The organism is Companilactobacillus suantsaicola (assembly GCF_004745525.1).
Lineage (GTDB): Bacteria > Bacillota > Bacilli > Lactobacillales > Lactobacillaceae > Companilactobacillus > Companilactobacillus suantsaicola.
The window spans coordinates 119,844-133,124 of record NZ_RKLY01000001.1; the positions used below are offsets into that span (position 1 = coordinate 119,844).

At 37.3% G+C, this 13,281-nt stretch carries 14 protein-coding genes; 12 read left to right on the plus strand and 2 right to left on the minus strand.

Going from position 1 to position 13,281, the window contains the following annotated elements; translation table 11 throughout:
* Positions 1-108: 108 nt before the first annotated feature.
* From ribD to ribH, 4 genes are read left to right on the plus strand one after another with little or no spacing between them, the layout of a single operon-like run.
* Positions 109-1,134 carry a bifunctional diaminohydroxyphosphoribosylaminopyrimidine deaminase/5-amino-6-(5-phosphoribosylamino)uracil reductase RibD gene (ribD, locus tag EGT49_RS00580; protein WP_135371018.1) on the plus strand — a complete coding sequence of 342 codons (1,026 nt, stop codon included), beginning with the start codon at positions 109-111 and terminating at the stop codon, positions 1,132-1,134.
* Positions 1,134-1,727: a riboflavin synthase gene (gene ribE / locus EGT49_RS00585; RefSeq protein WP_135371019.1), complete on the plus strand. Its 594-nt coding sequence runs from the start codon at positions 1,134-1,136 to the stop codon at positions 1,725-1,727. Before ribD ends, ribE begins: the two co-directional genes overlap by 1 nt.
* Positions 1,720-2,916: a 3,4-dihydroxy-2-butanone-4-phosphate synthase gene (ribB, locus tag EGT49_RS00590; RefSeq protein WP_135371020.1), complete on the plus strand. Its 1,197-nt coding sequence runs from the start codon at positions 1,720-1,722 to the stop codon at positions 2,914-2,916. The genes ribE and ribB overlap by 8 nt, the downstream gene beginning before the upstream one ends.
* Position 2,917: 1 nt before the next feature.
* The gene (gene ribH / locus EGT49_RS00595) at positions 2,918-3,391 is read left to right on the plus strand and encodes a 6,7-dimethyl-8-ribityllumazine synthase (RefSeq protein ID WP_135371021.1); all 474 of its coding nucleotides are present in this window, start codon (positions 2,918-2,920) and stop codon (positions 3,389-3,391) included.
* Positions 3,392-3,510: 119 nt separating this feature from the next.
* Here the strand turns inward: ribH and EGT49_RS00600 are convergent, their stop codons facing one another.
* A complete protein-coding gene (locus tag EGT49_RS00600) occupies positions 3,511-4,356 on the minus strand; it encodes an aldo/keto reductase (protein ID WP_135371022.1) in 846 nt (281 codons plus the stop codon).
* 148 nt (positions 4,357-4,504) lie between these two features.
* On the opposite strand from EGT49_RS00600, the gene EGT49_RS00605 reads away from it, so the two are divergent.
* A complete protein-coding gene (locus EGT49_RS00605) occupies positions 4,505-5,707 on the plus strand; it encodes a NupC/NupG family nucleoside CNT transporter (protein ID WP_135371023.1) in 1,203 nt (400 codons plus the stop codon).
* Positions 5,708-5,816: 109 nt separating this feature from the next.
* On the opposite strand, the gene EGT49_RS00610 is transcribed toward EGT49_RS00605, so the two are convergent.
* The gene (locus tag EGT49_RS00610) at positions 5,817-6,542 is read right to left on the minus strand and encodes an alpha/beta hydrolase (RefSeq protein WP_135371024.1); all 726 of its coding nucleotides are present in this window, start codon (positions 6,540-6,542) and stop codon (positions 5,817-5,819) included.
* Positions 6,543-6,679: 137 nt separating this feature from the next.
* Between EGT49_RS00610 and EGT49_RS00615 the strand changes: the two genes are divergently transcribed.
* The 7 genes from EGT49_RS00615 to EGT49_RS00645 all read left to right on the plus strand — a co-directional run bounded on the left by EGT49_RS00615 (position 6,680) and on the right by EGT49_RS00645 (position 13,215).
* Entirely contained in the window at positions 6,680-7,825 is a 1,146-nt protein-coding gene (locus EGT49_RS00615; RefSeq protein ID WP_135371025.1) for a glycerate kinase, read from the plus strand.
* Positions 7,826-7,872: 47 nt separating this feature from the next.
* The gene (locus tag EGT49_RS00620; protein WP_135371026.1) at positions 7,873-8,205 is read left to right on the plus strand and encodes a hypothetical protein; all 333 of its coding nucleotides are present in this window, start codon (positions 7,873-7,875) and stop codon (positions 8,203-8,205) included.
* A 194-nt stretch (positions 8,206-8,399) separates the two neighbouring features.
* Complete coding sequence (locus EGT49_RS00625) at positions 8,400-8,732, plus strand: PTS sugar transporter subunit IIB (RefSeq protein ID WP_135371027.1); 333 nt, start codon at positions 8,400-8,402, stop codon at positions 8,730-8,732.
* Positions 8,725-9,948 (plus strand): PTS sugar transporter subunit IIC, encoded by a 1,224-nt coding sequence (locus EGT49_RS00630; protein ID WP_135371028.1) that lies wholly within the window; start codon positions 8,725-8,727, stop codon positions 9,946-9,948. Before EGT49_RS00625 ends, EGT49_RS00630 begins: the two co-directional genes overlap by 8 nt.
* Positions 9,938-10,255: a PTS sugar transporter subunit IIA gene (locus EGT49_RS00635; RefSeq protein WP_135371029.1), complete on the plus strand. Its 318-nt coding sequence runs from the start codon at positions 9,938-9,940 to the stop codon at positions 10,253-10,255. The genes EGT49_RS00630 and EGT49_RS00635 overlap by 11 nt, the downstream gene beginning before the upstream one ends.
* A 419-nt stretch (positions 10,256-10,674) precedes the next feature.
* Positions 10,675-11,241 (plus strand): hypothetical protein, encoded by a 567-nt coding sequence (locus tag EGT49_RS00640; protein WP_135371030.1) that lies wholly within the window; start codon positions 10,675-10,677, stop codon positions 11,239-11,241.
* 24 nt (positions 11,242-11,265) lie between these two features.
* The gene (locus tag EGT49_RS00645) at positions 11,266-13,215 is read left to right on the plus strand and encodes an isopeptide-forming domain-containing fimbrial protein (protein ID WP_135371031.1); all 1,950 of its coding nucleotides are present in this window, start codon (positions 11,266-11,268) and stop codon (positions 13,213-13,215) included.
* Positions 13,216-13,281: the final 66 nt, after the last annotated feature.

A 13,281-nucleotide genomic window follows, 5' to 3' on the forward strand; every position in this document is an offset into this window, starting at 1 on the left:
ATGCTATTGATAAGCCTATTTGGCGTCGTCTCGTATGAAGTCTTATTTAGCTTATCTTAAAAGCCTCGCAATTTTTTGCGGGGCTTTTTTTGTGGGGTGAATAGGATTTTGAATAGATTTATGAAACTAGCTTTTACAGAAGCAAGAAAGGGCAAAGACACGTGGAAAAATCCCCAAGTTGGGGCAGTAATTGTCAAAAATCAGCAAGTCTTAAGTTCTGGACACCATGAAACTTATGGACGGAATCATGCTGAGATAAATGCCTTGAAACATTTGTCAGACATTTCCCAAGCTGAGGGGGCAACCTTATACGTGACTTTGGAACCTTGTTCACATTTTGGGAAGACACCACCATGTGTTCAAAGAATCGTTGAAGTAGGTATCAAAAAAGTAGTCATTGCCGAAACGGACCCTAATCCAATCGTTAGTGGCAATGGGATTAAATATTTAGAGGACCACGGTGTTCAAGTTGAGAATTTGCAACAAAAAAATGATTTGAATGTTGCTTATCGATTTTTTCACCAACACAAACGTCCACTAGTAACGATTAAATACGCCATGACTTTAGATGGCAAAGTCAATCAAACTAAAGGTGTACGTTCAATGATCACTAATCAAGAGGTCTTTAGTGACACCCAAGAATTACGTCGCCAATCGCAAGTAATCTTAGTTGGAGAAAATACTTTTAAAGTAGACGATCCTAAGCTGACCGTTCGAGAAAAAGAGAAGTTCCCACCAATTCGTGCAGTTGTCATTCGCGACGTGAATAGTGTCGATTTGAAAATGCAGATTTTTCAAACTAACGAACCGATTTACTTTTTCAGTCAAGAAAAATCTCAACGAGAGCTGCCAGAAAATGTTCAAGTCTTTGTAGATGAGTGGACACCGACTAAAATCGTTCAAAAACTGACAGAACTTGGGATGCAGTCGCTATTAGTTGAAGGCGGTAGCCACATCCAAGCAGATTTTCTCAAGGAAAAATTGTGTGATCGACTAATCGTGTACTTAGCCAATAAAGTTTTTGGCCAAGGGTTGCCAGCAATCAATGGACCGGTAGCTAATTTGAAATTCTCAAAGCCAGAAATTTTATTGTTAGCAGATAATCTAAAAATTACGACGTGGAGGCTTGATTAATGTTTACAGGAATTGTGAAAGATGTCGGGAGGGTCCAACAGATTAAGCAATCACGCGATAATTTATCGTTGGTCATCTCACATCACCTCGGTCAAATTGAACTTGGTGACAGTATTGCCATCGACGGTATTTGTTTGACGGTTACGCAGATTGAACAAGAACAGTTTCAAGTTGACGTGATGCCAGAAACAGTCAAAAAAACTAATATCAATGATTTCAAACTCCAACAGGAAGTAAATCTTGAACCAGCACTGCAATTGAATTCTAAAATTGGTGGTCATTTTGTCTTAGGTCACGTTGATACGACTGGTCAGCTGCTGGCCAAAGAAAGAGCCAAGAATTCGGATCTGTTAACTTTTTCAATTGATACCAAATATTTACCTTATCTGGTTGAAAAAGGTTCGATCACGATTGATGGTGTCAGTTTAACAATTATCAGTGTTCAAGAGGATAAATTCCAAGTGGGAATCATTCCTTTTACCCAAGAGAAGACGGTTTTAGGAGCGTTGAAGCCGGGTGAAATAGTTAATTTGGAGACAGATATCTTAGGAAAATACGTTTATCGCAATTTGAGGGGGAGTCAAAATGACTAATGCAGTAATTAAAAGAGTTGAACAAGCAGTTGAGGACTTGAAACAAGGCAAGTTGATCATTGTCGCCGATTCAACCGAGCGTGAAGCAGAAGGCGATATGATTGGTCTAGCAGATTTTGTCAGTGGGGAAAAAGTCAATTTTATGATCAAGCATGCTAGAGGATTATTGTGTGTGCCAATGAGTTCAGAAATCGCTGATAAATTGAATTTACCACTGATGGCAAATTCTCATGATGCTTTCAATACGGCTTTTACTATCAGCACTGATGCCAAAACTACTACGACCGGTATCTCAGCTTTTGATCGTGCTAAAACAATCAAAGCTTTGGCAACCTCAGCTGAACCAAATGATTTTTATCATCCAGGGCATATTTTTCCTTTGATTGCTAAGGACGGTGGGGTAATTAGCCGTGATGGACATACTGAAGCAGCAGTTGATTTGGCCAAGATTGCTCAGGCCACACCAGTCGCTTATATTTGTGAAGTAGTGCGGGATAATGGTGAAATGGCTCGTCGTAAGCAGCTCAAAGAAGTTGCCGCTGAAAACCACATGACGATGTTGACAATTGCCGATATTATTCAATACCGTTATTTAACCAACTTCCAAGTCTTAGAGTCAGAATCCGATGTAGATTTACCAACTAAGTTTGGACATTTCCGTCTGCACTCTTTCACTTATCAAAATCAACCCTTGTTGGTCATTTATAAAGGTGATCTCAAAAAACAAGATTTACTCCTCCGAATTCACTCTGAATGCTTCACCGGCGATATTTTAGGTTCTAAACGCTGTGATTGTGGTGAGCAATTAGAGACCGCTTTAAGAAAAATTGAAGCTAACGGCAATGGTGCTTTGATCTATTTGCATCAAGAAGGTCGAGGCATTGGTTTGATCAACAAGTTAAGAGCTTATCAGTTGCAAGATTCCGGTCTTGACACCGTTGAAGCTAATGAAAAATTAGGTTTACCAGCTGATGCCAGAAATTACGAGGTTGTCTTGTCCGTTTTGAATTACTTTAAAGTCGACTCAATTGCGTTGATGACCAACAATCCTGATAAGATCAGCCAAGTGCAACAATTAGGTGTCAGTGTTAAACGCGTACCATTGGAGACGGAACCTAATGACAATGATCGACACTATTTAGAAACTAAAAAGAAAAAATTTCATCACTTACTAAACGAGGTAGACTAATATGAACGAAATTAATGGAAATTTAGATGGAACAAATATGAAAATTGCGATAGTTGTCGCTAAATTCAATGAGATTGTAACTAATAAATTGTTACAAGGAGCTTTGGATAAATTAAAACAACTAGGAGTAGCTGATGCGGATATCACGGTAGTTAAAGTACCGGGAGCTTTTGAAATCCCTCGCATGACTAGAATTATTTCCGAAAATCAAAATTTTGACGGTGTGATTGCTCTTGGAGCAGTAGTCAGAGGCGAAACAGCCCATTTTGACTACGTCTGTGCTCAATCAGCCGCCGGTGTGAGTCAACAAACACTAACCGGTAGAATCCCAGTAATGTATGGAATCTTGACAACTGATAATATGGATCAAGCACTCAATCGAGCTGGCGGAAAAGCTGGAAATAAGGGTAGCGAATGTGCCAGCGACATAGTTGAAGTAATCAATGCCGAAAAGAGGGTGGAACAAGCCGGTTAGACACAAACAGATAGCCTAATTTCACGAATTGCACACCAATTTTGTGTGACTTGGGAAATGTAGCTATCTGTTTGAGTTTGGCTTGTGTAACTTTTTTCAGCCATTGAGATTATTTCTATTTAAATAGTTTCTAATGAAGTTGCTTGATTTGGTTTTGGATAATTTTGGTCCAACAGTTCTAATTCATCAGCTGTGAAACTGACATCAACAGCTTCGAGGTTACTCTTCATATGTTCAACTGAAGAGGTCTTAGGGATGCTCAACAAGTCATGATTGCGAATTACCCAAGCAAGTAGTAATTGATGGACGGTAATGTGTTTGGCTTGGGCCATCTCTTTTAGAATTGGTTTGATATTTAAATAAGCTCCACCGTCTGATCCAAAGGGTGAATAACCAATAAATGACATTTGATGTTGTTTTTGCCAAGGTAAGATGTCGTATTCAATCCCACGACTGCCAATGTTATACAAATCCTCGTTGACCCGACAGTTAGTGCCATTTTTTAATTGTGAAAGTTCCTTTAGGTCGTTGAGATCAAAATTAGAAACGCCCCAGTTTTTGATCAAACCAGCTTGAACCATTTTTTCTAGTCCAGTGACGGTTTCAATCAAAGGGGTATCACCACGCCAATGTAACAAATACAAATCTAGATAATCAGTTTGTAAACGTTGGAGACTCTTTTTCAAACTAGTCTCAATCAATTTTTCCGTTGCGTGATAGGGATAAAATTTAGACACTAATTGAAATTTTTCCCGAGGGTAGTCTTTGATTACCTTACCGACCAAAGTTTCGGACAAACCTTCACCGTACATTTCGGCGGTGTCGATTAAATTGATGCCGTGATCGAGTCCATATCTGATAGCGTCCATTTGGTGTTGGCTTTCATTTGGAGTACCTTCACCAATGTGCCAAGTTCCAATGCCGATTGCGGAAGTTTGTTGTTGGTTGAATCTAATATTTTTCAAATTGAGGCCTCACTTTCAAAGATGTTTGTACTACTATTATAAAACGCAAACATTTATTTGAGAAATATTAACTGATAGTACAAAAAGTTATAGACAACCTTTTACACGCCATGTAATATGAAATAATACCAATACAAAGGAGCTTTTTATGTACCTATTAGTTAATGTTATAGGCCTGCTGGTATTTCTAGGTATTGGATTTCTATTTTCGAAAAACAAACAGGGAATACATTGGAGATCGATTGCGGTCATGGTTGTCTTAAACTTAGTCTTGGCTTGGTTCTTGACTAGTTTTGAAGTTGGACGAGCAATCGTTTCTGGTGCAGCGGAAGGTTTTAATTGGCTAGTTCAAGTCGCTTATGTGGGGATTGAATTTGCCTTACCAAGTTTTGTTCACGTCAAGAGTATGGATTTCTTTACGAGTGCACTGTTACCAATTTTATTGATCGTGCCACTATTTGATATTTTAACGTACATCGGCGTTTTACCATTTATTATCAAGTGGATCGGTAAAGGGTTGTCATTTATTACAGGGCAACCTAAGTTCGAGTCATTTTTTGCCGTAGAAATGATGTTTCTCGGTAATACTGAAGCCTTAGCGGTTTCAAGTTTGCAATTGAAGCAAATGAAATCTATGAGAAATTTGACCTTGGCGATGATGTCAATGAGTTGTGTCACGGCTTCAATTATCGGCTCATACATCCAAATGATGCCTGGTCAATTTGTTTTGACGGCGATTCCAATCAATATCATCAATGCTATCATCGTTACGAGTTTATTAAATCCTGTAACGGTGACACCTGAAGAAGATACGATTGCTAAACTAAAAGGGCAAGGCGATGGCAAAAAAGAACCATTCTTCTCATTTTTAGGTGATTCAATTTTAGGCGCTGGTAAATTGATTTTGATCATTGCGGCCAACGTGATTGCGTTTGTTGCCTTAGCAGCCTTGATCGATAAAGTTTTACAATTGGTCAATCCGTGGTTGACCTTGGAACATATTTTGGGGATTATCATGTATCCATTCGCTTGGCTATTAGGCCTTAATCCGAGTGATTCATTCCAAATGGCTCAATATATGGGAACTAAGTTAGTTACAAATGAATTTGTGGTGATGGGTAAAGTTACTAATACGATCAAGGATTTCGACCCCCATTTTCGGGCAGTCTTGACGGTCTTTATTACGTCGTTTGCCAACTTCTCAACTTTAGGGATGATCATTGGCTGCTTCAAAGGTATCGTTGATAAAGAAAAGAACGATTTGATTTCGAAAAATGTTGGTTACATGTTATTGTCAGGAATCTTAGTTTCACTGTTATCAGCTGCTTTTGTTGGATTGTTTATCTGGTAATAGATAACTACTGTCTTCGACAACAGTTTGAAGCCAATTTTAAAAAAAGCTGTACTAATGCATAATTCATTAGTGCGGCTTTTTTGTCTTGCATTACAATGATAGTAATTTATTTTAACCAGTCAAAAACGGTTGAAAGGTACTTGCTCCAAATTTTCCACGAGTGATTTCCATTTACAGGCATCCAGGTATAATTATTTTTGGCGTGAATAGTTAAAAAGTTTTTGAACATGACGTTGTCCTCATGCATGAAATCTTTATCACCACAGAGGGTCAGAATTTTTAGTTTTGGTTGTTCTTTGTTAAAGATATTTGTCAGTTGATTCTTTCTGACAGCTTCGGGATCGTCGAAAATGGCATCGAAGATGTCTTTGTTCATTGGTGAATTGGGATTGTTTCGGAAATGCTCGATGTCGGTGATTGGGGAGAGTGCAGCTACTTTACTGAATTTGTCAGAATTTTTAAAGGCAAATTTTAAAGCTCCATAACCGCCCATGCTGGAACCGACGAGATAATTCTTTTGCCGATCGGTTGATATAGGTAATAATTTTTGCATCTTAGGGATAAATTCATTAATGAAAAATGAATAATATGGTAAAAACTTAGCATCGGAATAAAATGAATTCAAACCGTCTGGCATGATGATGACCCAATTGTACTTGTTGGCTAATTCTTCAATATAAACGTGTTTACTCCAAGCGGTATTGTCACCAGTATGGCCGTGCAACAACCAAACGACTGGATAGTCGCTTTCATCAGTATCAGGAACAGCCACAGTTGCTTTGAAATAGGTGTGTAAGTAATTAGTTCGGTAACTTAAATTCAATAAAGTCATAAATTATCTCCTTATTGCGTGATTTCTAATTATTATTTTAACTGTTTATTTTTATTTGTTAATTTATCTGGTCAATTGGACAAATACTAAGCTTTGTAGCACCATAAAGTTATGGAAAATTCGTTCGAGGTGGAAAAATGAAAATTGTATTAGCACCAGATTCATATAAGAATTCTTTATCAGCTAAAGAGGTCGCACAAGCAATGCACGATGGCTTTGAAAAAGTTTATCCTGATGCTGAGTTTGTCAGTGTACCGATGGCTGACGGTGGTGAGGGTACTGTTCAATCAATGGTCGACGCTAAAAATGGTCAAATCGTAACGGTTGAAGTCACTAATCCTTTAGGAAATCCTACCCAGGCACATTTTGGCTTGATCGACGACGGTAAAGTTGCGGTAATTGAGATGGCTGAAGCAAGTGGAATTCAATACATTAATCAATTCACACAGAATCCTTATATCACTACAACTTATGGAACTGGTCAATTGATCAAAGCGGCGATTCAAGATGGTGCGACAACGATCATTATTGGTATTGGTGGTTCAGCAACTAACGATGGTGGAGCTGGCATGGCGCAAGCGTTAGGGGCTCATTTATTAGATAAAGATGGTCAGGAATTGCAATATGGTGGCGCAATGTTAAAGAAGCTTTCATCGATTGATACTTCTGATATGCTAGAAGGTTTGGATAAAGTAAAAATTATTATTGCTTCGGATGTTAAAAATCCTTTAACCGGTCCTAATGGTGCCAGTCATGTTTTTGGACCACAAAAAGGTGCCAACGAAGAGATGGTCAGCTTTTTAGATGATGCCTTATCACATTATGCTGATATTTTGAAGCGTGATTTGGATCAAGATATTAAAGAAATCCCTGGTTCCGGAGCAGCAGGTGGTTTAGGTGCTGGTTTATTGGCTTTTACTAATGCACAAATGAAATCAGGAGTCGATATTGTAGTCGAATACACTGATTTGAAAAAAGCTGTCATAGACGCTGATATTGTTGTTACTGGTGAAGGTCAAATTGACTTTCAAACAAAATTTGGTAAAACGCCAATTGGAGTCGCTAAGGCAGTTAAAGAGGTCAATCCTAATGCGACTGTGATAGCTGTTGCAGGATCAATTGGTGAAAAAGTTTCTGAATTATATCCTTTAGGAATTGATGCGATTTTTAGCTGTGTTCCTGGAGTGGAAAATTTGTCGGATGCAATCGAAAAAACGGATGAGAATTTACAACAAGTTTGTCAAAATATTGGACGGCTGATTCAAAAACAACGAGAAGTTTAAAGTGATAAAATATTACTGAAGTAGTGATCAATGGGAGTGATTATTTAATGAATAATGAGATCAAGTTTATTATGAGTGAATTAGAAGTTATTTATGGTTTTTATCAAGACAAATTTAGTCTCGAAAGAATTAAGAAATATATTTTAAGTATGCCAGACAAATCTCGGATTGTTGAGGTTGAAGAGGGCATGGTACCAATGTATGATCACAATTTGACTTTACCAATTGGTAAATTTAATGATGAAACTGATTCAGTTAGTTTATTATTAGTCACTCATACGATGGTCCAAACTCGTGATACTAAAATAATTGCTAATGACAGTCACCGTGTGGCCGACTTAGTCAATCGTTTGGTAGAATTGTTGTCACCTAAGAAATAAAAAATTTACAATTTATTTACACAAATTTTACGTTGTAGCTAGCCAATAATTGTTAAGAAAATTAACAAATTATTGGCTATTTTTGTTGGTATCAAAGGATTCTTAGAAAAATTCTAATAATAAAGGTAAATTTGACTTTTAATCGTAACTTCTTTAAATTATTTACTGCAAGTTTGCATTGAGAAGGAGAAGATATGAGTTTAAGAATCTTATTAGTCTGTGGGACCGGTGCTTCCTCTGGTTTCATGGCTGTCAGTATGCGAAAAGCTGCTGCTAAGCAAGGGTTAAACTACCACATTCAAGCCCGTAGTGAAGCAGAGTTAGAGAATTATTTGGAAGAAATCGATGTTGTCATGGTGGGTCCACATCTATCATTTCTTGAGGATGAGATCAAACAGATGGTTGCTGGAAAGGCAATTCAAGTCATGGTCATGGATCCAGATTATTATTCGACTTTAGACGGTGAAAAAGCTTTGGAACATTTACAAAGTGTTATTGGTCAGAATCGAGGCACAGCTGATGAATAATTTTATGGCAGTTTTTAAGGAAAGAGTCGCTCCAAAAATGGACAAGGTCAGTCGAAATATTTGGATCAGTGTTTTAAAGGATTCAATTTTACAAACTTTACCGTTTATCTTGGTCAGTTCACTGATTACTTGTTTGAGTTTATTCAGTAATATTTTTAAATGGTGGCCTAATCTTTGGGGCATCAGTAATTTTACCTTTGGAATCGTTTCAATTTTTGTAGCCTTTTTGATTCCTTTTAACATGATGGAACGTAAGAAATTGGCCAAACAAAGAATCATCGCTGGTTTTTCATCGTTAGGATTATTTCTTTTATTAACACATCCAATCATGGAAAAAGGTAATGCTATTTTCCAATTCAGCTTTTTTGGAGCTGGTGGGATGTTCGTTGCTATAATTTGTGGTATTTTCAGTTCGTTAATTATGGGATTTTTTGGAACTTTTAGTTTCTTTAAAAAAGACACGGCTATTCCCGATTTTGTGACGGCTTGGTTTGATTCAATGTTACCGATTGGCATCGTTGTCGGTAGTGGTTGGCTTTTAGTCGACGTCTTAAAGATCAATGTCTACCAATTGATCATTAATTTCTTTTCACCACTTTCAGGAATTATTGAAACTTTACCTGGGTTTGTTTTAGTAATGTTCATTTATTGTTTGATCTATTCAATGGGAATCTCAACTTGGGTTTTGACACCAGTGACAGCACCAGTTTATCTAGCGGCTATTCAAGCTAATCAAACTAATGGCGCTAGTAATATCGTGACCGGTGAGACGATTTATTCGACTTATCTTTGGATTGGTGGAGTTGGCTGTACGTTACCTTTAGTTTTAATGATGTTAAATTTGGCAAAATCAAAACGCTTGAAAATAATGGGAAAAGCCTTTTTAGTTCCTAGTTTGTTTAATATCAATGAACCTGTGGTCTTTGGGACAATCGTTTGGAATCCGTTTTTAATGATACCGATGTGGATTCAAGGAGTAGTGTTACCAATCATCATTTGGATAGCTCTAAAAACAGGTCTTGGACAAGTACCAACCAAAGTCTTTCAAATGTGGTACATTCCGTTTCCAATCAACACTTGGATCAATGGTGGAACAATTGGTTCCTTGATCTTAGTAATTATTATTTTTGTCGTTTCAAGTGTCATCTGGTATCCATTCTTTAAAGCTTACGACAAGCAATTATTAATTAGTGAGGACAATAATAATGGAAAATAGTGAAGAATTGCAACAAAGCATGCAAATTATCGTTGAGGCCGGAGATGCGCGAGCTTTTGTGATGAAAGCCTTGGATCAGATTGGTGAAGCGAATTATTTTGAAGCTAAAAAGAGCCTCGATTTCGCACATGAAAAACTAAATAAAGCCCATGCCATTCAAACTGGCAAGATTCAACAAGAGGCAAAAGGGATTTCGGTGTCGTATTCGGTTTTGTTTTCACACGCTCAAGATACGTTGATGGCTACTAGTAGTGAGTATAATATGACTAAACATTTGTTAAAGATTTTCCAAGCAAAAGAGCAATAAGAGAGTGGAACAAGAGCGCTCAACTCCCGGAGGATAACGTAATTTCAGGAATTGCTCGTCGTACTTTGCGAGTGATTCCTGAAATTTTGTTATCTCGTAGGGAGTTGCTCTTGTGTAACTCGTTTCAGATAGAGAGCGGGACATAACATGGTCAGCTTTCGAGAATTAAGACAAATAAGCCAAGGTAATTTTTGATTACCTTGGCTTATTTGTTTTAAGAAGAAATTACTATGTTATGTTCCAAGCTCGCTTTTTTGATATTTATTAGTGATGCGTAGGAAATCATTTTACAAAAATATTAGAAGTCAAAATTGGAAAACATTTGTTACATATTATAATCAAAATAGTAAAACGCTATCATTTATAATATAAATTAGGGAAAGAAGCGATAAATTTTTTTGAAATAAGGGGCAATGGTGATGAACAAATTATTTATAAAATTGAGATATATTCTGATACTATTTGTGGCTTTTATTGCGGCGAGTAGTTTCTTTTTGATGAATAATATTCCTGTTCAAGCTGTTACTCAGCAAAATGTGATTGATAATGTAGAGAAAATCGATGATGGAATTACTAATTGGTCAGCAAAAACTTATGCTAATACTAAAAATGAATTAGGTCAGATTCCAATTGGTAAGGGACTTTCCTTGGGGTATACCTTTGGGGCAGCTAGAAATTCTAGTAATAAGGTTGTTAGTGGTGCTGATAGTACTATTTTAACCGACAGTAAAACTAGTGCCACTTCGGTTACTAATTCCAAAATTAATGTTTTTTTGAATAATAACGGCAATTATTATGGAATTCTTCATCAAGGAACTGATTCCTATGCCAATGCTAGTCCGCAAAATGCCTCTGATACTTCCTTGGATTTTGCTTTGGTAACGGCCGGAACTTCAGCTATTAATTATGATAACTATAGTTTGTTAAAACAATTGAAGTATAAAGTTTACTATGTTGGTAGCGATAAAGATGGAAGACAAGTTTAAAAAATTGCCGGTTACGTTAATAATTTGGGGATTTATGCCGAAATCGTTTTGCGACCTTCACCAACTGGAGCACCACTAGTTCAACGTGAATTATATGTCTACAATCCCTCAACTAGTACTGGTACCAAAGATTTCCAAGTTTATTTCGGTGAGGATACCGCACTTGATTCAACCGGCTCGACCGCTAACGATGATGTGCCGATCTATGCGATTGGTAATGGAGAAGGCTTGTATTTATATAGTAATAAGAATGTCAGCCAAGGAGATTCGAAAGTATATGTAACTAATAATGTTGAAGATGGTTTTAATCACTTTATGGGAAGAATCTTTGGGTCACCAGAAAGTTGGGATACGAAAGGAAAGGCTGATGATAGTAGTGCTGGTGAAATTCTTAATCCTAATTTGAATCGTGGTGTAACTACTAAGGATAATATCGGTGATACGGACCGTGAAGCGGGCTCTTCGCTCTTATTTGGTAAAAATAAATATGACCGAGAGTATAAAGTAGTTAACGCTAAAGGACAACAGGATTCCGCTTATACTTTGCGCTGGGAACAAATCTCTTTAGAAAAAAACCAGACAGCTCATTTTTCTTCAACGATGGGAGCTTCGATTTCCGGTTATGCTTTGCCAGAACCAAGTAAGACCTATACTAATCCAAAACAAGATGCTGACGGCTGGAATCATGTTGGCGACACTTTACACTTTACTTTAGATATGACTAATAATGGATTTAAATCTTATTGGGATTACAATCAGATTCAAGATGAAATGCCCACAGGTTTAGAGATTGATCCTGATTCGGTTAAATACGTTTGGAGTGAGATGCAAACTAATGGTAGTGGGACTACTCAAACGGATACTGAAGTTATCAAGAGTTCAGGAAGCGTGAACAGTAGTTTCGTTCAAAATAACACTTTAAATTTTAATCCTAATACGCAGTTAGTTGAAAAAGGTCGCTATAAGATAACTTTTGATGCAACAATCACTCAAGATGCAATCCAAAACTCGGCTGATACTTATTTGACTAATACAGCAAATTTCCGCGGATACAACAATAATACGCCGGGTACGATTGATGCATACACTGATAGTGTCAGTATTCCGGTCAGAAAGCCAAAATTCCAATATCAATTTACCAAGAAATTACGTAATGTAACTGCAGATGCAAATTCGAGTTTTGTCACTGAAACAACTGGTCAAGCGGGCGACATTATTGAATATCAAGTGAGATATTTGGGTAGTGGAACTGATTATCTGAAGTCAGCACGTTTTCTTGATGATTTACCTAGTAGTTTAGAATTAGTACCGGGTTCTGTAACGATGAATGGTACATCGATGGACGGATTAGACTTTAATCTATCAAATGTACAAAATGGTTATTTGGTAAATATTATCTTCCAAGCTAAAGTAGTCAGCACTATTCAAGACAAAGCTTCTAATATTGCTTTGTTCAACAACTTAGTAACGAGTGGCGGGACTACTATTCAACGGGTAGAATCAAATTCAGCTGATTTGAATATTGAAGCACCAAGCGATTCAACGTTTTTTGTGGAAGTTCCTGAGTTGATCAGTTTTGGATCTATCAATACTACAGGAACTCAGAAACTTTTAACTAATACAAGTTTAAATGGGAACTTAATCGTTACTCATACAGCGGATAGTGCTTTTGATGTTTCGGTCAGTTACGATAATGAAGGCGAGGGTGCTTTAACCGCGCAAGGAAACAAATTACTCAATGACGCTGAAAACGTCTTGTCGCTTAATCAAAAGGATAATAGTGGTAATGGGGTTTGGAAAGCTTTGTCCACCAATCCTTTGCCAATCAATCCCGATGGATTTAGTGGCTCGGTAACTGATTTAGATTTGACTGACTATATCGGTTTAAATCAGTGGAAATTGCGTATCCCAGCAGATGCTAAAGCTGGGGTGTACCAAGGAAAAGTAACCTGGACCATGTCAGAATCTTTATAATCAGAATACAAAAAAGCCGTCAACACGCAGAAGTTGACGGCCTTTTCTATTTTAATGGAGGATTTG